The sequence below is a fragment of the Paenibacillus sinensis genome (genome assembly GCF_019904155.1).
GTDB lineage: Bacteria > Bacillota > Bacilli > Paenibacillales > Paenibacillaceae > Paenibacillus_AQ > Paenibacillus_AQ sinensis.
The window spans coordinates 69,668-88,647 of sequence record NZ_JAHCMB010000113.1 but is presented as its reverse complement, the minus strand read 5'-3'; the positions used below and the strand labels follow the sequence as shown (position 1 = coordinate 88,647).

The following is an 18,980-nucleotide window of genomic DNA, read 5'->3' as shown; positions in this document are numbered from 1 at the left end:
AGCCCTCCAGCGCCGATGGTACTTGGACCGAAGGGTCCTGGGAGAGTAGGAAGCTGCCAAGCACATGAACCACTGCTGAGTATTCAGCAGTGGTTTTTTGTATTCGGACTCTTCAATAAACGACCGGAGAAGGCCGTCCGGATTACATATTTGCGCTATAATAGACTAAGTGCGGCAATGAGAAGAGCAAAGAAGGTTAGTGAAAATGACGGGAAAAGTAGAAACCGGAAGCACTGGTAGTGTGCTGTCTACATGGTTTGATTTTAAATTCAAACTGCTGGCCGGAGGATTGGCAGTTGGTCTGATATCCGGAGTAGGTGTGGTGCTGTACCGCTACTCTCTGGAAACGGCCCTTGACGCAGCTCTGAATATTTATGCGTATCAGCGCACTCATCTATGGCTCATTCCACTATGGTTCGCTGTGCTGATTGCCGGCGGATGGATAACCGGACTGTTGGTGAAGAAACAGCCGATGATAGCGGGCAGCGGAATTCCCCAGGTAAAGGGAGTGCTGAAGGGCAAGCTTGCGATGAACTGGTGGCGGGTATTTCTGGGCAAGTTTATCGGAGGAACGCTCAGCATCGGCGCAGGTCTTTCGCTCGGACGGGAGGGACCTTCCATACAGATCGGGGCAAGTCTTGCGCAAGGCTTCAGCCGGTTGACGGGAAAGATGAAAACGGAAGAAAATTTTCTGATAACATGCGGAGCCAGCGCCGGGTTGGCCGCGGCTTTTAATGCGCCGATTGCCGGGGTGATTTTCGCACTGGAGGAGCTGCATTCCAGCTTCTCACCATTCGTTATGATGTCGGCATTGGCGGCGTCGCTTACCGCCGACTTTGTGTCGAAGGAGTTTTTCGGACTTAGTCCGATTTTTCACATATCGGGTTTGGGCGCCGTTCCGCTGAGTCAGTATGGGCATTTGCTTGGTCTTGGCGCAGTGGTTGGCTGTATGGGGATCGCTTTTAACAATGTGCTGTACCGATTCCAGAGCGTGTACCGCCGTCTGCCGATCCGACAGGAATTCAAGCCTGTGCTGCCTTTTGTGCTGGCTGGCATAGTAGGGATCTTCATGCCGTCCGTGCTTGGCGGAGGCAACGTCTTGGTGGATGATCTTGTTACGAATCGCTATACGATAGCGGCTCTGCTTCTGCTGCTTGCGGTCAAATGGGTGTTCACTGCTATAAGCTTCGGGTCCTCGGCTCCCGGAGGGATTTTTCTGCCGATGCTGGTTCTGGGGAGCATTACGGGTGTTCTCTATGCGCAGGCGGTCAACGGCCTTGCTGGACATTTCGTGCTGGAGCCAAGCCGCTTTCTCATTTTGGCGATGGCCGGTTATTTAACCGCCAGCGTGAAGGCGCCGATTACGGGTATTCTTTTGATTACGGAGATGACGGGTTCTTTCTCCAATTTGTTGTCGACAGGCGTTGTGTGCCTGACCGCTTACATGATTGCGGAGCTGTTCCGTTCGCGGCCGGTATACGAGGTGCTGCTGAGCCGGATTGTGGACAAAAACGGTCCGGATGAGCCGGAGGTTTCCGGCAAAACGCTGATCGAAATTCCCGTTCACCCGGGTTCGACGCTTGACGGAAGACGAATCAAGGAACATACATGGCCGGAGTATTGTCTGATCGTTGCGATCCGGCGGGGAGAGTTGGAGCTGATCCCCGGAGGGGAAGCCCGACTGCAGGGGGGCGATTACTTGATCATACTGACGGATAACGAATATGCTTCCCGAATCCGCGACTGTCTTGCTGTGGCGGCAGCCGATTACAGCGTGGGTTAGGCGGACATCAGCCTGAATGAACATCCGATTAACAGAAGGAGGAACATAAGTGAAGACCTTGCTCGTTACGGGCTACCGGGCGCATGAGATCGGTATTTTCAGCAGCAAGCATCCCGGCATTCCCTATATTAAAAAAGCGTTGGCTGCCCGAATCACGCCTCTGCTGGACGAAGGGCTGGAGTGGATCATTACTCCCGGACAGTACGGGGTCGATCTATGGGCATGCGAGACGGCGCTTGAACTGAAAGCTCTATATCCGGAGCTTAAACTGGGCATCATCGCTGCCCATGCTGAGCCGGAGAGCCGCTGGAAGGAAGAGAAGCAGGAGGAATTCCGCCGGATTGTAGCCAGAGCAGATTATTATGGCTCGATCAGCAACCGTCCGTTCGAAGGAAGCTGGCAGTTCAGGGCCAGAGACGAGCTTCTCATGCGCAAGAGCGACGGTATCCTGCTTGTCTATGACGAGGAGGCTGCACAGGGAAGCCCGAAATACATTAAGGGAGAAGCGCTCAAGCTGCATGAGGAGACGGGCTATGCGCTCCTGACCGTCACAATGGAGGATATCCAGAGCATGGCGGACGAGGATCGGCAGATGGCCGACTATGATTCCCAGTAATCGGAGTAACCGGGCAACGAAACGGACAACGAAAAAGCCCTGTCCGAGACAGGGCAATGTCTAGATCAGGCTGCGCAGCGAGGGCGCCCGGCGGGCCTTTGAATGCCGCTCGTAGGCGTAGGCCAGCCGGATGAGCGTAGGCTCGCTGTAGGCAGGGCCGCAAAATGTGACACCGAGCGGCTCGTTCTCCGAGGTGTAGCCGGCGGGCACGATAACCGACGGATAGCCTGCGCGGGCGGAGATGCGCGAGCCGAAGTCGGCAGGGAACAGCAGCGCGTCCAGGCGGTGCTCCCGCATGACGGCGTCGATGCCTTCCTCCTTGCACAGCTTCAGATCAAGGACCCGGTCGCGCAAATACTGCGGCTCTGTCATGGCCCCCGATGTCCGGTATTCGGCATCGAGCAGAGTGGTCTGGCCATAGCGGAGCGTCTCCATCGGGTGAGCATCGTTGAAGCGGATAATATCCTTCAATGTGCGCATGGGAGCGCCCGGTCCGAGCTTGGCCAGATAGCCGTTCAGCGCGGTTTTGAATTCGTTCAGCAGTACGGACGAATAACGGATCTCCCGCGCTGTAGGAATGTCGGCCGGGTCCACAATAACGGCTCCGCGTTCTTTCATAAGGCGGACGGCGGCATTAAATAACTCCGTCCGTTTTTCGCCAACTTCCTCGAAGTAGTAATCGCGGGGAATGCCGATACGGGCACCCTTCAGCGCGTTCTCGTCGAGATAAGCGGTATAATCGCCATGCGTTCTGCCGACTCCAGCGCCCATCGCGGCGTCGGAATCGTCGATGCCAAGCATGGCGTTCAACATCAGGGCTGCGTCGTGGACTGTTCTAGCCATTGGCCCGGCCGTATCCTGGGAGGGGGAGAGCGGCAGAATCCCTGATCGGCTAAGCAGGCCGACTGTCGGCTTAATGCCGACGATGGAGCCAAGGCTTGACGGATTCAGGATGGAGCCGGACGTTTCCGTACCGACGGACACAGTGCAGAAGTTGCAGGATACCGCCACGGCGGAGCCGGCGCTTGATCCCCCCGTCGGCATCAGGACGTTATAGGGATTTAAGGTCTGTCCGCCGCGCGAGCTGTAACCAGAGGGCATGCCGGTGGTCATGAAATTGGCGAACTCCGTCATGTTCGCCTTCCCGAGAATGACCGCTCCGGCTTCGCGGAGCCGGGCGACGATGAATGCGTCCTCTCCGGCATACGAATCCGCCAGCGCCAGCGATCCGGCACTTGTATGCATGCGGTCTCCCGTGTTGATGTTGTCCTTGAGAAGGACCGGGATTCCGTGAAGGGGCCCGCGGGCGCCCAGAAGCTTGCGCTCCTGGTCCATCGCTTCCGCAAGGAACAGCGCGTCGGGATTGATTTCGATCACAGAGTTGACGGTCAAGCCGTTCTTGTCATGCTCGGCGATTCGCTCGAGATAGGTCAGCACCAGCTCGCGTGAAGTAAGTTCGCCGGCATTCATGGCCTTCTGAAGATCGTCGATTGTTGCTTCCACAATGTCAAATGACATGGGCGGCATCTTCCTTCCTGATTACACCTTTGTAATCGTTTACTTTAATAATAATTATACGCCGGGAGCCGACGGTGAGAAGCCTTCCTCCGCCAAATATTCCTTGGCCTCATCCGGCGTCTCGAACGCCATTTCCAGGCTCAGTCCGGAGTAGAGATACCACAGATCGTCCTCGGCCCGAAGAACCAGCTTCTCTCCCTTGGCATTGGCCCATTCACTCTCGGCTGGAAGCCGCTTGGCCTTCTTGCGTGCGGGAGCCGGAGCCTCGGGAGCGGGCTCGGAGAGAGAGGCGATTGAGGCGTCCACCAGACGGCGAAGCTCTTCCTTCGAGAATTCCCGGACATTGACGAAGCCTTTGGCGTCCGCATCATATCCTTGAAGCAAGCCGCCAAATACATAACCGTTGCCGTTCGGATGGAGATGATACGCGACGGTCTTTTTCTCATGAAGACTTCCTTCGAAGTGGTAATTGACTCTGCCGAGCGAGACGTTTTTGCGCTCAAGCTGCGGATAAGAGTCCAGAATTTGAATCTTTTGTTCAAAAGTAAGCATAATCAGCCTCCGGTAAGTTGGATAGGGAAATCTGGATAAGAAAACTTGGGTGAGAAAACCTAGGTCTGTAAATGGAAACCGGAAAATCCGGCTCGGTTCGACAAGAACAGTTGGATCAGGCAGACCGGGCATTTTCGACATAAAGCCATGGCAAGGTTAACCTCCGGTACGGATAGGCTTCCTCTCAGAAGGACGAACCCTCCGTTTCTCCTTGTCTGATTATAGCATGCCCCGGATACAGCCGCTCCTCTTTCCGGCGGAAGGCCGCTTGCTAATCGGGGATGGGAACGGTATATTTCTCATAAACCCGCTCGGAGGTGACGACAATTGATTCAGGTGGCTGCGGCCGTGATATATAATGCAGAGGGTCGGATTCTGATCGCCCGCCGACGAGAAGGGAAAGCGCAGGCGGGAATGTGGGAATTCCCCGGCGGCAAGCTTGAAGAGGGGGAGAACATCTGCGATTGTCTGCGGCGCGAGCTGGCTGAGGAGATGGACATCGAGGTGGAGCCCTATGCTTTTTTCGGGGAAAATGAGCACGCTTACGGAGCCCTGCATATCCGGCTCACGGCGTGGAAGTCACGGTATATCGGCGGAGCCATCCGCCTGACCGATCATGACGATTACCGCTGGGAGGAGGCGGGCCGGCTGGAGGCTTATCCTTTTGCGGCGGCGGATATTCCGTTTGTCCGGAAGCTGGTCTTGGAGTCTCGCGCGGGGAGGGAGTGAAGATGAAGAGAAGAGCAAGATTCATCGTAGCGGCGAGCGCTGTCCTCGGCCTTATTCCTTTTATCGCGTATGCTGTACTCTACCCGAAGATGCCGGATCAAGTTCCCGTTCATTTCACCGGAGGGACGGCGGACCGTTTTACCGGGAAATGGGGCTTCGAGCTGCTGCTGCTCGCCGGGGTGGGAGAGGTTGGACTAGTCGTGATGCTGCTGATCCGGGCGTTCCTTGGAGGAATGCTGCCTCAGGGACGTCTGCCCGGAGGGGGACGGGAAGGCGATGCCGTCTGGCGGATTGCCATACCCGCGGTTACCCTGTTGTTCGCCGGAATCAGCATCCGCGCGTTGTTTGAAATGATTTAAGATGGGAGAGAACATGATGACAACCGGAAACATTCGTAAAATTAAATGGGGTATTATCGGCACAGGCGGGATTTCGCAAAAATTTGCGAAGGATCTGGCCTACAGCAAGGACTCCATTCTGTGGGCGGCGGGTTCCCGTACGGCGGAAAGCGCCGAGCGGTTTGCAGCGGAGTTGGGCATTCCGAAGGCTTACGGAAGCTATGAGGAGCTGGTTGCCGATCCCGAGGTGGATGCCGTCTATATCGGCACGCCGCATCCGTTCCACAAGGAGAACGCCATACTGGCGCTTAGCACAGGGAAAGCGGTGCTGTGCGAGAAGCCGTTCACTGTGAACAGCGGAGAACTGGAGGAACTGGTAACGTATGCCCGGGAGAAGAACCTGTTCCTTATGGAGGCCATGTGGAGCCGGTTCATTCCCGCTGTCGTCAAGGTCAGGGAGTGGATCAAGGAAGGCAGAATCGGGGAGGTGCGGCTGCTAAAGGCGGATCTGGGATTTCGCGCCGACTGGAACCCGGAAGGCCGATTGCTGAACCCGGCGCTGGGTGGCGGAGCGCTGCTGGATGTTGGTATTTATCCAATCTCGCTGTCCTCGATGCTGTTCGGACCGCATCCGAAGCAGGCCTCCAGCACTGTACATATCGGGGAGACGGGTGTCGACGAGCACTTCTCGCTCCTGCTGTCGTACGGCTCCGGCGTGACAGCCTCATTGAATGGCGCCGTCCGATTGACACTGGACGATCCGGCCTATATTTATGGAACTGAAGGCCGGATCGTTCTGTCTTCGGTGGTGAATCCGAATAAGGTAGAGCTGTATATCGGCGGTGAGCTAGCGGAGACCTTCAACGACACGCGGGAGTGTCAGGGCTACGCTTTCGAGGCGGATGAAGTGAACCGATGCCTGGCCGAAGGGCTGACCGAGAGCCCGGTTATACCGCTGGACGAGTCCATCGAGATTATGAAGCTGCTGGATGCCGTCCGTTCCGAGTGGGGATTGAAATATCCCGGAGAAAAATAAGCATAAATGGATCAATGCGTCCCTGCCGGTGCTGCTGGCAGGGACGCATTTATTATTTCTTCATGATGTTTGATACTGACTTTCACCGCCACGCCACCAGGCGTTTGGCAACTTGTTCTATGAACATCCCGCTACCGCTAATTTCACCCGGTTCGGAGAAGCCTGATTGCTCCATGGACCGGCGTGTCCGGTCAGGTCGTCTGCCTCAAGCCCGCCTGCGCCTGCCGGAGCGCTTCCTGCGCCGGTAAGCCTGGCAGAGCACTCTTGAGCTGGGAACCTTTGGGCTTGGCGGCAACGGATGCGGCCTGGACCGGCGCGCTCCAGAGCGGCAGCCTGAGCACGACGGTGCAGCCGAAGTCCTGGGAGCGCTCGGACAGCTCCAGCGAGCCGTGCATGGCCTCGGCCAGCAGACGGCTGAAGGTCAGCCCGAGCCCGAGGCCGCGCATGGCGGCCGTCTGGCGCTCGCTGCTGCGGAAGAAGGGCTCGAAGACCCTGCTGCGCCGGTCTTCGGGTATGCCCTCGCCGTTGTCCGCGAGGGCGATTTCGGCCTGTCCGTCCCGGGCTGTCAGCCGGACGGACAGCCGCAGCGAAGCCTCCCTGCGCTTCGCCTGCAGGCTGTTGTTCAGCAGATTGGTTACAATCTGCTGAATGCGAAGAGGATCGCCGGACAGATAGACCGGCGTATCGGGAAGAACGAGCTCCGGTTCTTCCATGTCCTCATGCTTCGTCAGCCTCCATTGGTACATAATCTCGGACAGCAGGCGCGAAGCCTCCAGCCGCTCATGCCGGACACTGACCATGCCGGCCGCAAGAGCGTTGTAATCGAGCAGATCCGCCACCATCCGCTGCAGCCGTTCCGCCTCAAGCAGCGCGATGTCCAGAAATTCCTCGGCTTCATCCGCTTCAACAACCTTCCCGCGGACGGCGTGAACCAATCCCTTGATCGAGGTCACCGGCGTCTTCAGCTCATGCGATACGCCGGCCAGCATGAGACTCCGGGAATGCTCCAATTGATGAAGCCGGCCCGCCATTTCGCGAAAAGAGCCCAGCAGCTCATGGATTTCCTGTTCCTTCGCCTCCACGTTCAGCGTAACGTCGTAGCGGCCGAGGCTGATCTCGGCTGCAGCTGCGGCCACCCGCTGGATCGGGCGGGCCAGCTTGCGGGACAGCAGATAGATCGTCAACCAGCTGAGGCCAATAAGGGCCAGCAGCAGGACGGAGAAGAAGATGACCTCCTCCCTGGGAATGTAGGACAGCGACTTCTTGGACTGCAGCACGAACACCTTGCCCAGCAGTGTCCCTCCGGACGATACCGGGGCGGAAGCCGCTTTGAATTCCGGACTCCGGGCATCGGTCAGGCTGTCATTCAGTTCCTGCCGCATCTGCTGATCGTTCATCGGGGGAGAGGAATACAGAAGCCCGCCGCTTTCGCCTGTTACGATGACGCACATATCATTGGTCAGCTTGAAGAACCGTTTGCGGTCCTCGATCAGCGGTCCGAGATTCGGGGGAACCTTCAGGACGCCGCTGTCATTCATCTGATCGGCAATTTCCTGAGCGAGCAGTCCGGCAGTCTGCAGCCGGTTCGAGGTCGCTTCCTGGCGAATCCACCAGAAGGTGAGCAGCGCTGCGGCCACCAGGCCCACGCTGATGATTATCAAATAGCGAACCGTCCAATATTTCAAAATGGAAGTCCGGCGGCTTGGATTCCCGAAGCCCGCGCGCTTTATGTGGAGCATAGCTGATACCCCGTTCCCCGCAGCGTCCGGATTTCGCCCTCATCCGCCGGCCAGCCCAGCAGCGCCTGCCGCAGCCGCTTGACCGACAGGTCTACGGCCCGGTCGCTGCCGTCGTAATCCATCCCCCAGACCTGTTCGATCAGCTGCTCCCGGGTGAACATCCGGTTCGGATGCTCGGCGAGGAAGAGCAGCAAAGACTGGTCGCGGGGGGAGAGGCTGACCTCTACGCCGCTAAGGAAGACCCGGCCTGACGTATAGTCGATGAGCAGGCTGCCGAAGTGGCGTTTTCGGCTGCCATCGGACCATACGGAAGGACGCCGCAGCACGGCTTTGACGCGGGCGACGACCTCCTCTGGCACAAAAGGCTTGGTCATATAGTCGTCGGCCCCGCCGTCCAGTCCCGCAAGACGGTCGTCGATGCCGTCCCTTGCGGTCAGCATGATGACGGGGCAGCTGCTTCTGCTGCGGATATGCTCCAGCAGTTCAAAGCCGCCGGCTCCCGGAAGCATGACATCAAGCAGCACAAGTGAGGGCGGAGAAAGCGCAAAGGACTCCACCGCCGCCGTGCCGTCGGCTGCGCGGTTGACGGAGAAGCCCGCTTTTTTGAGATAGGCCGCCAGTACTCTGGAAATGGCCTCTTCATCTTCGACAATCAGAATCGGTTTCATAGCCTGGAGCCTCCTTCTAGTAAAAGGCAACGTCCGGGATCGGAAAGAAGCCGCAGACGATTGACCTTTGATGTATTAATTTTGGAATGCTTAAATTGTAGATATATCATACAGGTAGTGTACCACAGGAACCCCGCCTCCGCTTTGACTTCTTCCCGACATATTGGGCTGATAGAATGGCCTGTGAACGGATATGGAAGACAAATGGAAATGGAGGAACCGATATTGAAGACTAGAAAATGGATATGGTGGATTGCCGGAATCGCCGTAGTGGCGGTTATCATCGGCTACATGATCATGGAGCGCTCGCTGGGCAACAATGTGGAGATTGAATCCGTCATTCCGTCGCAGAGCGCGTCGCCTTCGGCAGGGGGCGATACGACGTCCACCGGAGGAGCCGCCGTAAGCGAGGACCAGTTCAATGGCCAGTGGACAATCGCGGATGCTTCCAAAGTCTATTGGTCGGTGACGACCTCACGGGAAACGGTCAATTTCGTCGATGACGCCGTAACGGGGAGCTGGACGGTCGATCTGAACGATCCTTCCGCCATGAAGGGCGAGGGCAAGGTGGATATGAGCGGGCTCGATTCCGGGAACGGGCAGAGGGACGAGCATGTGAAGAGCGACGATTTCCTGGCCATCGGCACTTATCCCGAGTCTGCCTTTACCGCGGCTTCGTTCTCGGAACTGCCGAAGGAATGGACGGAGGGTACTTCCGTCCCGGTTGAAATCAAGGGGAATTTGACCGTAAAAGGCATTTCCAAAGAGGTTGTGTTCAAGAGCGAGGCGGCATATAGCGGTGGACAGCTGCTGCTGTCGGGAACGACACAGGTGACCTTCTCCGACTTCGGCATGACCAATCCGCATAATGTGGTGCTTGAGACGGAAAATGAATTCGAAGTCCGGCTCGAATTAGTGCTTACGAAATCCTAAACAGACAGATTTCCGACTTTTTCGCTACTGTTCGATATGAAAACCAAAACTTCTTGTAACGGCCTCCTTTCTGCTGAAAAAGAGTCCGTTTTTTTTATATTGGCTTTGTTCTTGGACCGCGTTATGATGAGGAATGGAAAATAGTTTAATTCTGGGAGAGGAGCCATGTGAACCCTTTATATAGACGATTGGCGATCCATTTCGCCGTATATGCCGTGCTGTTCTACGCTATGCCGCCAGTGCTCCGGAACCTCACCGGGACGATGAGCGATTTGGGCGCACTGGTCACGCTGCTGCTGATTGTCTGCCCGTTGGCCGTGCTTCTGCTATCGGCTGAACTGGGTTTTAGATGCGGCTTCACTCCGCTGCCAGCGCTGCTTCCGGCACTGCTGTTCGTGCTGGCGGTATACACTGTGTTCTACGGGAATGCAACCGGCCTTCTCTATGCCGCGGCTTACGGTCTGATCTCGCTGGCCGGGAATGCGGGAGGAGCGTTTCTCCGGGCGATGACGGGACGAAATGAATGAATGGAGCGGTCGTACAGAACGACCCGAGTTATTTTATGCGGAAGAGGGAGTCAAGTTGGACAAGGAAGAAAGCCGGTTTAAGCTCATGGTCTTGTCGGAGGCTGCGCAGGAGCTGATTTTGAACGAGGACCCGCAGAAGCTGCTGGACAATCTGTTTCAAAAGCTCTCAGCCTATCTGGATCTCGATATTTACCTGAACTATATTTTTGACGAGGACACATCACGGCTTCATCTGATGAACTACCATGGGATTCCCGATGAGGAATATCCGCTGATTGAATGGATTCATCTTGGCGAAGGGATCTGCGGCGGCGCAGCCCAGAAGATGACCCGGATTATCGTTACGGATGTCGCCCATTCTTCTGACTCCCGGTTCGCTATGATCAAGCGCTTCGGCCTGCAGGCCTATGTTGCATATCCCCTTATCTCGTACGGCAAACTGGTGGGCACACTATCGTTCGGCTCCCGCAAGCGGACGGCATTCTCCGATCTGGAGCTGGATATTATACACACCATCGTCAGCCAGGTGTCGATCGTGCTGGAACGCATCACGCTGATTTCGGCGCTAAAGACCAAGAACCATGAGCTGGCCCAGAAGAACAGGGAGCTCAGGCATTCGGAGGAGCAGTTGGCCTCAATCTTTGCCGTCATCCCAAGTCCGGTGCTGGTCATTTCGCTGGTGGATCAGAAGATCGTCGCTTCGAACGAGGCGTTGTTGTCCCTGCTGGAGATCGGAAGCGAGGAGCTGGAGGAATGCTACTGGCCGCAGCGCAGCGAGCCGGGCTCACTGTTCATGCGGATTCTGGAAGGTTCGCTGCAATCGCTTCAGCAGGGCGGGAATGTGGAAATCGCGCTGTTCACTGCCTATGGACGGTCCAAAATCTGCCTATGCCACGCCGTCACGCTTGAGCTGAATCAGAAGCCCTGCATGCTGACCGTCTTTAGCGACTTGACCGAGCACAAAGAATATGAGAAAGAGATGGTACGGCTGGATCAGCTTCATCTGATCGGGGAAATGGCGGCCGGGATCGGCCATGAGGTGAGAAATCCGCTTACGACCGTCCGAGGATTTCTGCAGCTGATGCAGAAGAAGGATATTGGCAATTCCGTTTATATCGACGTGATGATCGAGGAATTGGATCGGGCGAATTCCATTATTTCCGAGTTTCTCGGCTTGGCTAAAAATCAACGGCTGGATATGAGGTATGCCCAGTTGAACTCGCTTATCGGCAAAATTCTTCCGCTGATCCAGGCGGATGCGACGGTCGGAGGAAAGTCGGTATCCGCCGAGCTCGGCGAAATCCCGCTGCTGTTCATCGACGAGAAGCTGATCCGCCAGCTGATTCTGAACATGGTCCGCAACGGGCTGGAAGCGATGCCGCCAGACGGCAGGCTTAACATCCGTACCTATCCGGAGGGGGAATTCGTCGTACTGGCGGTGAAGGACAGCGGGAAGGGCATTCCGGCCGACCAGATCGAGCATATCTGGAAGCCGTTCTATACGACCAAGGATGGCGGATCTGGGCTGGGGCTGGCTGTCTGCTTCAATGTGGCGGACAAGCACGGTGCCAAAATCGATGTCGTTACGGGACCGGAAGGAACTACATTTTTTGTCCGGTTCAAAATAAGCCCCATTTAACTTCAGGCATTGCCTGCCCATCATACATAGAATCGTTCCATCATTCCTCCCGGATCGAAATTCACAGATGTGAAATTCTCCATCAAGGGGCTTTCGGTCCCAAAAAATTCACAATTTTCTGCAGGATTCGCCGCGATTCGTTCGTCATATAGAAGCGGGCTTTGTTTAGGCGTCGGGGATGTTTCTCCCGAGTTCAGAGTCCCAGCGGTATTTGGTATCCGCAATATGCATGACTCTGGCATCCAGTCCGTTCCAGGCCTCGTGAGGATAGGATGAGATCAGCTGATGCAGTCTTAGGAATCGGTCGCGCGGCAGCAGGTGGACGTAACGGCCGATAAAGCCGGAATACAACAGGGCGTAGCGTTTCAGCCGTACGGCCGCTCCGGCGACCAGGGCGAGGATCGCCGCGCCCTCCTTCATTTCCGCAATTTGTGCTTCGTGTTTGATGACGTATCGGAAGGTGCGGTCTTTGATCAGCTCCCGCCGCAGCCGGGCGACTTCGCCAATGTACTCGGCAAGCAGAGGCTCGAAGTCCTTCAGCAGCAGACTTTCCATCTCCAGATCCATGTCCTTGCGCAGGCGGAAGCCGTGCAGCAGGGCGACACGCTGCCTCGCCACCCGGTCGCCTCGCAGCAGCACGGCGATTTCGCGCAGCTTCTCGTAGGCCAGCGTATCGTTCTCACGCAGAATGGAGACGGCCTCCTGCCGGTTAAGCTCCAGGCCTTCCCTGATCCGGTCGATGTCCCGGGCGAAGAGCCTATCCAGGCCGCGTAAGTTCTCGGCCGATCTTGCCCTGCGCTGGGCGGTGGAGAGCACCAGCAGCAGAATAACGCCGGCTGCCAGGCTGAGTGCCAGCTGCAGGGTATCCGCGGCGAAATAGGCCGCGGCTAGCGTCAGGAGCGCAACGAGCAGCCTGGCGTACATCATGCGGCGGCCGACAAGGGCTGCCGCCCGGACTTCCACCAGGGCCAGAGCGGAGCGACCGCAGTGGCCGCAGCGGTCACCGGGAAGCGCGGTGAAGGTTCCGCAGCGGGTGCAGACGCGCAGCCGGTCGAAGGAATGGCGCGGCCGCCGGAATGGGCGCAGCACAACCGGCTTCTTATTAGCCATGGGTCCGGTCGCCTCCGTTCAGTGTAGCCAGCAGCTTCTCGTCGATCTCCTCTTTGGATAACGGACGGCGGCCCCGGATAAAGAGCCGGAGAATCTGGATGCATGTATAAAGAAACGCAGCGGCTAGTATCACGTATGAAATCATGGAATGATCCTTTCTGAAAAGATTAGACTTGTTCGGGAAGAGACGGCGGTCCCGGGAACATCGCAGTACGAAGCGCTCTGAACCCGCTATCGCAGGTATCCTGTTTCTTCCAAAGAAATCTCCCTTCGTAGACGGAAATCCGCTCCGCAGTAGGAGTCCCGCTCCGGGGAAGGAAGCGTGGCGATTGCTGCTCAGCGTTCCTTAAGTTGAAGTTTACAGGGTTTAATTATATCATAATGGCATGCTATTGACAGAAATTAGAATAGGCCCTCATGCCGCTAATCCAATCACAAGAGGAGTCATGTCATGCATCGTAATGAGGTTCACACCAAGAAAAATGAAGTGCTTTCCATTCACTCTAATAGAAGATTTCTGACAATGCTCGGGCGGGTACTGGTTCCGCTGCTGGCGATTCTCATGCTGCTGGTTCCACCAGCCGCATCTTCCGTCTATGCGGCAGGCTCGGGATCGGCGGTTTCCGCCGGGGCTTCGTCGCAGATCGATGCCGTTCTCGTTCTGGATGTCAGCAATTCGATGAAGACGAGCGACCCGGGCGGCATCGCAGACGAGGCGATGAAGATGTTCATCGACATGCTCGCAACGAAGGGAGACAAGGTCGGCGTTGTCGCCTATACCGACAAGGTTCAGCGCGAGAAGGCGCTCCTGACCATCAACTCGGCATCGGACAAGCAGGATTTGAAGAATTTTATCGACGGACTGGATAAAGGACCCTATACGGATATCGCCGTTGGGGTAGATGAAGCGGTGAAAGTGCTCCAGAACGGCAGCGACCCGAATCATGAGCCGATGATCGTACTGCTGGCGGACGGCAACAATGATTTTAATAAATCGACGGGACGTACCGAGAGCCAGTCCAATCAGGAACTGGACGCTGCGGTGCAAACTGCGAAGAAGAACGGTTACCCGATCTATACGATCGGGCTGAACGCGGATGGCAAGCTGAACAAGAACAGCCTGTCCGATCTGTCCTCGCAGACGGGCGGCAAAGCGTTCGTAACGAATTCGGCGGATGATCTGCCACAGATCCTGAGCGAGATTTTCGCCGACCATCTGAAGCTGAAGGTTGTTCCGGTGCAGTCCATTACCGCAAACGGCGCCTATCAGGAGGTCACGGTAAATGTGCCGAACGCCAGCGTGCTGGAGGCCAACATTTCCATCATCTCCTCGCAGCCGGTTACGGCGAAGCTGACCGATCCTTCGGGCAAGGAGGTCGCTATTCCGTCGAACGATGTCCTTTTGTCGAAATCGTCAACCTACAGCCTGCTGAAGCTGCTGTCTCCGCAGGAAGGAGACTGGAAGCTGCAGGTCAAAGGCGTTCCGAAGGACAAGATCGATATCAATCTGATTTTCAACTACGATTTGGATTTGCAGCTGGAAGCCGTTCCTTCCAAGACTTACAAGAAGGGCGACACAGTTCCGGTCTCGGCGCATCTGTTCAGTAACGGGACACAGGTAACGGAGCAGGAGCTGTACGGTCAGATGAAGGCCGTGCTGCTTGCAACCGACCTGGACACCGGGAAGACCGAGGAGCTTCCGCTGGATAACAGCGGCGGCGAATTTAAAGGGGATTTTGAAGTCAAAGACAATCATAATTATCAATTGAAGGTGCGGGCCGAAGAGAGCAGCTTCTACCGGGAGAGCAACGCGGTGGAGGTTAAAGCCGGAGGCACCGGCACACCGGCGCCGAGCACAGCTCCGGCACCGGCGGAACAGGCTGGAACGGGCGGCGGTCTCAGCTGGGTGAAGATCGCGCTGATTGCGGCGGCGATACTGATTCTGGCGGGCGCTGCGGCCGTCTGGATGTTCATGAAGAAAGCGAATAAAGGCTTTGTCGGTCAGCTGGTTGTCGAGGTGCTCGACGCCAACACCGGGGAGAAGACATACCCGCAGTACAAGAAGCTGAACGGCTTCCGGGGCAAGTTCAATCTGCATCAGCTGCTCCAGCTCGCTCCAGAGCTTAAGGAGTCGGAGAAGCTGGTCTTCATGCCCGGCGCAGGCGACAGACTGGTGCTTCGGGGCAGCGACATCGCGGTTGAGAAGTCCGGACGGGCAGCTGATGTAACCCGGGGGCTGGAGCTGAAGAGCGGAGACCGGATATCGGTGCCGCTGCACAGCGTGGATAAAACAATTTTGCTAGAATATCTGGTATAAGAGCGAAATGCTTCCGAAGCCAGTTTTGCTGGAGCATAAGCCAAGAAGTTAATTCATCGTAAAACTTTTAGGAGTTGAGAACATGAAACCGGTCGTAAGAGAACATATCCAACAGCTCGACGTTTCACTCGGGGGAGGCATTGTCAGCGACAAGATCAGGGTCGACACCATCGACAATCCGATGCTCATTATCGGTCTGGGCGGTACCGGGATCGACGCGCTTCTCCGTCTTAAATATCAGATTAACCGCAGGTTCAAGCTGCCGGAAGACCCGATCTCGAAGAAAAAACGCGACAAGCCGGACAACGTCGAATTCCTGGCTTTCGAGACGAACGAACAGGACCGCGGCAAGCGTTACAAAGGCATCGGCCTCGATCCGCAGAACGAATTCGTCCTGCTGGCCAACGCGGAGATCGGCGGCCTGCTGCAAAACCGCAGCATCCTTGATCCCTACATTACCGAATGGCTGTCGCCGGAGCTCAGCATTACGGACGGCATGAACGGCGCCGCCGGCGTGCGCCAGGCGGGACGGCTGCTGCTGTTCACGAAGATCAATCAGGTTGTCGGCGCGATCGACAAGAAGATCAAGACGCTCAGTGTGGGCACGAACAAGAAGCTGATGGTCTTCCTGCTGACAGGTCTGTCGGGCGGTACGGGAAGCGGCGCTTTTCTGGACATCGCCTATATCGTCCGCGGCATCATCGAGCGCGATTACGGCTCTGCCGGCATCGACCGGGTCAATACGCTCGGCTATTTGTTCACGCCTGACGTCAACCTATCCAATAAGAGTCTCAGCGAGCATACCCGCGAATACATTCGCAAGAACGGCTATGCGGCGCTGAAAGAGCTGGATTACTGGATGAACGTGGACAGCCGGGGCGAGCGGTTCCGCCAGCAGTACGGCAACATCCTTACGGTCAATTCGCCGCTGCCTCCGTTCAACCTGTGCCATCTGATCTCCGCAACGAACACGGAAGGCAAGCTGCTGGAGAGCGCCTACGATTACTGCATGAACGTGACGGCGGAGAATATCACGAACTTCATGGCGAGCGAGGATAAGCAGTCGGGAGAGGAATTCGCGATCCACGACTATATCAGCAATATCCGCACGAATATCGCGCAGATGCACAAGAGCTATCCCGCCAACTACGAATACAACATCATCGGGGCTTCGTCCGCCGTGCTGCCGATTGAGGAAATGACAACCTATCTGGCGTTCCGCCTCTTCGACAAGATGGATAAAATGTTCCACCAGGCCCCCGGCCAGGAGGATATCGAGAAGCTGGCGCGCAAGCTCGGCATCGACCTGGAGAGCGTCATCAAGTCGTTCGAGGCCCGCGTTCCGGAGCCGCTGCCGGGTTATGAGAACAGCGAACGCCTGAGCCACGGCAATGTTATCAAGCATCAGGTGGTCGATATGGACACCGAGCTGGAGCAGAGTTTCCTGGCCCGTGCGCGCGAGGAATACATCAAGGTAAGCAAACAGCTGCCCGGCGATATCGTCGGCCGGTTCGGTGAGGAGATGGAGCGGACGTTCCTGCATCCAGAGCAGGGTCCGTTCTATGTGTCGCGGCTGATTTTTACGGAAAAAGGCTTCTGCCTCCTGAAATTGATCCAGTCGTATATCGAAGCGCTGCGCGAGAATCTGCTCCGTCTGCCGCGCGACATCGAGACGGCGCGCGAAGCGGCGGAGGATAAGCTGGGCGATGCGCGGAGCGCTTTTGTCTCCAAGGAGAAGAAGAAGAACGCCTACATCGAAGCCAAAATCAATGAGTACTGGCTCCATGCCGACACCGAGCGCACCGAGCGCATGATCGAATTCTACGAGGATCTGTTCGAGCTGCTGAACGAGGAGAACAGCCGGATTTACGGCGTATTCACGGAGATTCTGAACGCGCTGAGCTCCATTTTTGAGAAGAACGGCGACATTCTGACGAGCAACGAAGAACAGACCGACCATAAGGGCAATAAGACGTATTACTGGAACATCGTCAGCGTGCCGGATATTTCCAAGACGATCTCGAAGATTATGGATCAAAAAGACGGCGATGACCTGATCCGCGACTTCGCCCGGGAAATGCTTCGCAATTCCAGCCGCTGGGTCCGGGAGCAGGAGATCGACATCGTCCGCTCCATTTCAGAGTTCCTGAGCGACAAGTTCGGGGATCTGATTACCCGGTCGATGGAGGATTTCCTGGTCATGAAGTACGGCAGCGAAGAGCCGCTCGACAAGCTTGTGGAGCGAACCATCGCTGGCAAGCTTGATGAAGAGGCCGTTCCGGTATTCCATCTCAGCAACAGCTCGGGCAGCCTGCACTTCCCGTCCTGGGGCTTCGTATCCGTTCCGGTCAAGGCGCCCGGCATTCTGAAGGGCATTCGCAACTACCAGAACAACGCCCTCGGCAAATCCCAGTTCACCGTCAAGGAGAGCGAGGTCAAGAACCGGATTTTCTGGCTGAATACGCGCAATGGCGTGCCGCTGTTCGTCTATACGCCGCTCCGCGTCTATGAAGAGAACTATGAGCGTACAATTCTGGACAAGGAGGGCATCGGACGCCATCTGGTGCAGACGGACAAGAACAACTGGACCTATCTGCCTTCGCCGATTCCGGAGCAGTCCTGGGGCGATACGTACAGCAACGCGCGCGTCCGCGAGTATAACGCAAGAGTACGCACCGAGTTTGCAAAAGCGCTGGAAGCCGGTGTCATCCTGGAAAAAGGTCTGGACGAGAACACAAGCAACCGCTATACGGTCATATTCACCAAGCCATTTGATCTCGAATCATTCCTGAAGGGCTTCGATCTTCAACTGGATGCGCCGCGCCCGAATCTGGGCGAGGTGAAGAAGGCTGCCGACGAGCTGCGCCGGCTCCGTGAGAGCGGACTGGAGCGCGAGGAGTCGAAGGATATTTTCGGCAGCATCAACCGGGAGCTGGCTCAGGAGAACCTGATCCGCACGCCGCTGCTCACCGCCAGAGTGCGGGAAGAACTGGCGAAATACGAGGCGCTGGCCGCCAAGGCTGCAGAGCTGGACGCTGTGCTGGGCCGGTTCCTGGATGAAGAGAAATGGATGGACCAATTCCTCGAAGCCCTCTATACGGACACCATTGTGAAGAAGGGTGCCCTGTACGTCTACGACAAGGATGAAGAAGAGGAATCCTGGGAGCCGTTCGCCAACCTCATGAAGGAACGCAACTATGTGGAGTACGCGGTGTACCGCCACTTCCGCGGGCTGGACGAGAAGAACCGCAGCCAGCTGCTGCGCAAGGCGGCCCGGCGCGCGGGTGAGATGACCTCGGTTGAGGACGTCTCGCCGCTGCTCTACAAGCTGGAGAGCCTGTACGTCAGCTTCCTTGAATCGCGAGATGCCCTGGAGTACGAGAAGGTCGAGCATGCGGACGGCGACGACATGTATGCCTTCTATAAAGGGATGACCGGCAAGCTCGGCAGCATCCGCAGAAAGCTGAAATAAGTC

Annotated in this window: 16 protein-coding genes; 10 read left to right on the top strand and 6 right to left on the bottom strand. The window is 56.7% G+C overall.

Translation table 11 applies throughout. The features are described from left to right. The first annotated feature begins 205 nt into the window (after nt 1-205). Nucleotides 206-1,783: a ClC family H(+)/Cl(-) exchange transporter gene (locus tag KIH86_RS11250; protein WP_223081073.1), complete on the top strand. Its 1,578-nt coding sequence runs from the start codon at nt 206-208 to the stop codon at nt 1,781-1,783. A 49-nt stretch (nt 1,784-1,832) separates the two neighbouring features. Then, on the top strand, nt 1,833-2,399 hold the full coding sequence (locus tag KIH86_RS11245) for a DUF1273 domain-containing protein (protein WP_223081074.1): 567 nt from the start codon (nt 1,833-1,835) through the stop codon (nt 2,397-2,399). 60 nt (nt 2,400-2,459) lie between these two features. Here KIH86_RS11245 and KIH86_RS11240 read toward each other — a convergent pair whose 3' ends face one another. Together KIH86_RS11240 and KIH86_RS11235 are read right to left on the bottom strand one after the other, a co-directional pair. Beyond that, nucleotides 2,460-3,917: an amidase family protein gene (locus KIH86_RS11240; protein WP_223081075.1), complete on the bottom strand. Its 1,458-nt coding sequence runs from the start codon at nt 3,915-3,917 to the stop codon at nt 2,460-2,462. Nucleotides 3,918-3,971: 54 nt separating this feature from the next. Beyond that, nucleotides 3,972-4,469 (bottom strand): hypothetical protein, encoded by a 498-nt coding sequence (locus tag KIH86_RS11235; RefSeq protein ID WP_223081076.1) that lies wholly within the window; start codon nt 4,467-4,469, stop codon nt 3,972-3,974. A 336-nt stretch (nt 4,470-4,805) separates the two neighbouring features. On the opposite strand from KIH86_RS11235, the gene KIH86_RS11230 reads away from it, so the two are divergent. From KIH86_RS11230 to KIH86_RS11220, 3 genes are read left to right on the top strand one after another with little or no spacing between them, the layout of a single operon-like run. Next, entirely contained in the window at nt 4,806-5,198 is a 393-nt protein-coding gene (locus KIH86_RS11230) for a (deoxy)nucleoside triphosphate pyrophosphohydrolase (protein ID WP_235775367.1), read from the top strand. 2 nt (nt 5,199-5,200) lie between these two features. Beyond that, nucleotides 5,201-5,557, top strand: coding sequence for a DUF1648 domain-containing protein (locus KIH86_RS11225; RefSeq protein ID WP_223081078.1), 357 nt, complete (start codon nt 5,201-5,203; stop codon nt 5,555-5,557). Nucleotides 5,558-5,573: 16 nt separating this feature from the next. Then, on the top strand, nt 5,574-6,572 hold the full coding sequence (locus tag KIH86_RS11220) for a Gfo/Idh/MocA family protein (RefSeq protein ID WP_223081079.1): 999 nt from the start codon (nt 5,574-5,576) through the stop codon (nt 6,570-6,572). 191 nt (nt 6,573-6,763) lie between these two features. Here KIH86_RS11220 and KIH86_RS11215 read toward each other — a convergent pair whose 3' ends face one another. Together KIH86_RS11215 and KIH86_RS11210 are read right to left on the bottom strand one after the other, a co-directional pair. Next, the gene (locus KIH86_RS11215; protein ID WP_223081080.1) at nt 6,764-8,311 is read right to left on the bottom strand and encodes a HAMP domain-containing sensor histidine kinase; all 1,548 of its coding nucleotides are present in this window, start codon (nt 8,309-8,311) and stop codon (nt 6,764-6,766) included. Then, complete coding sequence (locus KIH86_RS11210) at nt 8,299-8,979, bottom strand: response regulator transcription factor (protein ID WP_223081081.1); 681 nt, start codon at nt 8,977-8,979, stop codon at nt 8,299-8,301. The genes KIH86_RS11215 and KIH86_RS11210 overlap by 13 nt, the downstream gene beginning before the upstream one ends. A 225-nt stretch (nt 8,980-9,204) precedes the next feature. Between KIH86_RS11210 and KIH86_RS11205 the strand changes: the two genes are divergently transcribed. The 3 genes from KIH86_RS11205 (at nt 9,205) to KIH86_RS11195 (ending at nt 12,078) form a co-directional block, all read left to right on the top strand. Continuing rightward, the gene (locus KIH86_RS11205) at nt 9,205-9,912 is read left to right on the top strand and encodes a YceI family protein (protein ID WP_235775364.1); all 708 of its coding nucleotides are present in this window, start codon (nt 9,205-9,207) and stop codon (nt 9,910-9,912) included. Nucleotides 9,913-10,079: 167 nt separating this feature from the next. Further along, nucleotides 10,080-10,439: a hypothetical protein gene (locus KIH86_RS11200; protein ID WP_223081083.1), complete on the top strand. Its 360-nt coding sequence runs from the start codon at nt 10,080-10,082 to the stop codon at nt 10,437-10,439. A gap of 55 nt (nt 10,440-10,494) precedes the next feature. Then, nucleotides 10,495-12,078 carry an ATP-binding protein gene (locus tag KIH86_RS11195; protein WP_223081084.1) on the top strand — a complete coding sequence of 528 codons (1,584 nt, stop codon included), beginning with the start codon at nt 10,495-10,497 and terminating at the stop codon, nt 12,076-12,078. A 165-nt stretch (nt 12,079-12,243) separates the two neighbouring features. On the opposite strand, the gene KIH86_RS11190 is transcribed toward KIH86_RS11195, so the two are convergent. Together KIH86_RS11190 and KIH86_RS11185 are read right to left on the bottom strand one after the other, a co-directional pair. Beyond that, the gene (locus KIH86_RS11190) at nt 12,244-13,188 is read right to left on the bottom strand and encodes a hypothetical protein (RefSeq protein WP_223081085.1); all 945 of its coding nucleotides are present in this window, start codon (nt 13,186-13,188) and stop codon (nt 12,244-12,246) included. Next, nucleotides 13,181-13,333 (bottom strand): hypothetical protein, encoded by a 153-nt coding sequence (locus KIH86_RS11185; RefSeq protein WP_223081086.1) that lies wholly within the window; start codon nt 13,331-13,333, stop codon nt 13,181-13,183. The genes KIH86_RS11190 and KIH86_RS11185 overlap by 8 nt, the downstream gene beginning before the upstream one ends. A gap of 417 nt (nt 13,334-13,750) precedes the next feature. Here KIH86_RS11185 and KIH86_RS11180 point away from each other — a divergent pair, with 417 nt between their 5' ends. Continuing rightward, a complete protein-coding gene (locus KIH86_RS11180; protein ID WP_235775366.1) occupies nt 13,751-15,505 on the top strand; it encodes a vWA domain-containing protein in 1,755 nt (584 codons plus the stop codon). 82 nt (nt 15,506-15,587) lie between these two features. Further along, nucleotides 15,588-18,977 (top strand): tubulin-like doman-containing protein, encoded by a 3,390-nt coding sequence (locus KIH86_RS11175; protein WP_223081087.1) that lies wholly within the window; start codon nt 15,588-15,590, stop codon nt 18,975-18,977. The last annotated feature ends 3 nt before the right edge of the window (nt 18,978-18,980 follow it).

Bases quoted from the DNA above. Each gene is read 5' to 3' on its own strand.
- KIH86_RS11175 (WP_223081087.1), top strand. From the start codon at position 15,588: ATGAAACCGGTCGTAAGAGAACATATCCAACAGCTCGACGTTTCACTC.
- KIH86_RS11220 (WP_223081079.1), top strand. From the start codon at position 5,574: ATGACAACCGGAAACATTCGTAAAATTAAATGGGGTATTATCGGCACA.
- KIH86_RS11180 (WP_235775366.1), top strand. From the start codon at position 13,751: ATGCTGCTGGTTCCACCAGCCGCATCTTCCGTCTATGCGGCAGGCTCG.
- KIH86_RS11210 (WP_223081081.1), bottom strand. From the start codon at position 8,979: ATGAAACCGATTCTGATTGTCGAAGATGAAGAGGCCATTTCCAGAGTA.
- KIH86_RS11235 (WP_223081076.1), bottom strand. From the start codon at position 4,469: ATGCTTACTTTTGAACAAAAGATTCAAATTCTGGACTCTTATCCGCAG.
- KIH86_RS11190 (WP_223081085.1), bottom strand. From the start codon at position 13,188: ATGGCTAATAAGAAGCCGGTTGTGCTGCGCCCATTCCGGCGGCCGCGC.
- KIH86_RS11185 (WP_223081086.1), bottom strand. From the start codon at position 13,333: ATGATTTCATACGTGATACTAGCCGCTGCGTTTCTTTATACATGCATC.
- KIH86_RS11250 (WP_223081073.1), top strand. From the start codon at position 206: ATGACGGGAAAAGTAGAAACCGGAAGCACTGGTAGTGTGCTGTCTACA.
- KIH86_RS11225 (WP_223081078.1), top strand. From the start codon at position 5,201: ATGAAGAGAAGAGCAAGATTCATCGTAGCGGCGAGCGCTGTCCTCGGC.
- KIH86_RS11240 (WP_223081075.1), bottom strand. From the start codon at position 3,917: ATGTCATTTGACATTGTGGAAGCAACAATCGACGATCTTCAGAAGGCC.
- KIH86_RS11215 (WP_223081080.1), bottom strand. From the start codon at position 8,311: ATGCTCCACATAAAGCGCGCGGGCTTCGGGAATCCAAGCCGCCGGACT.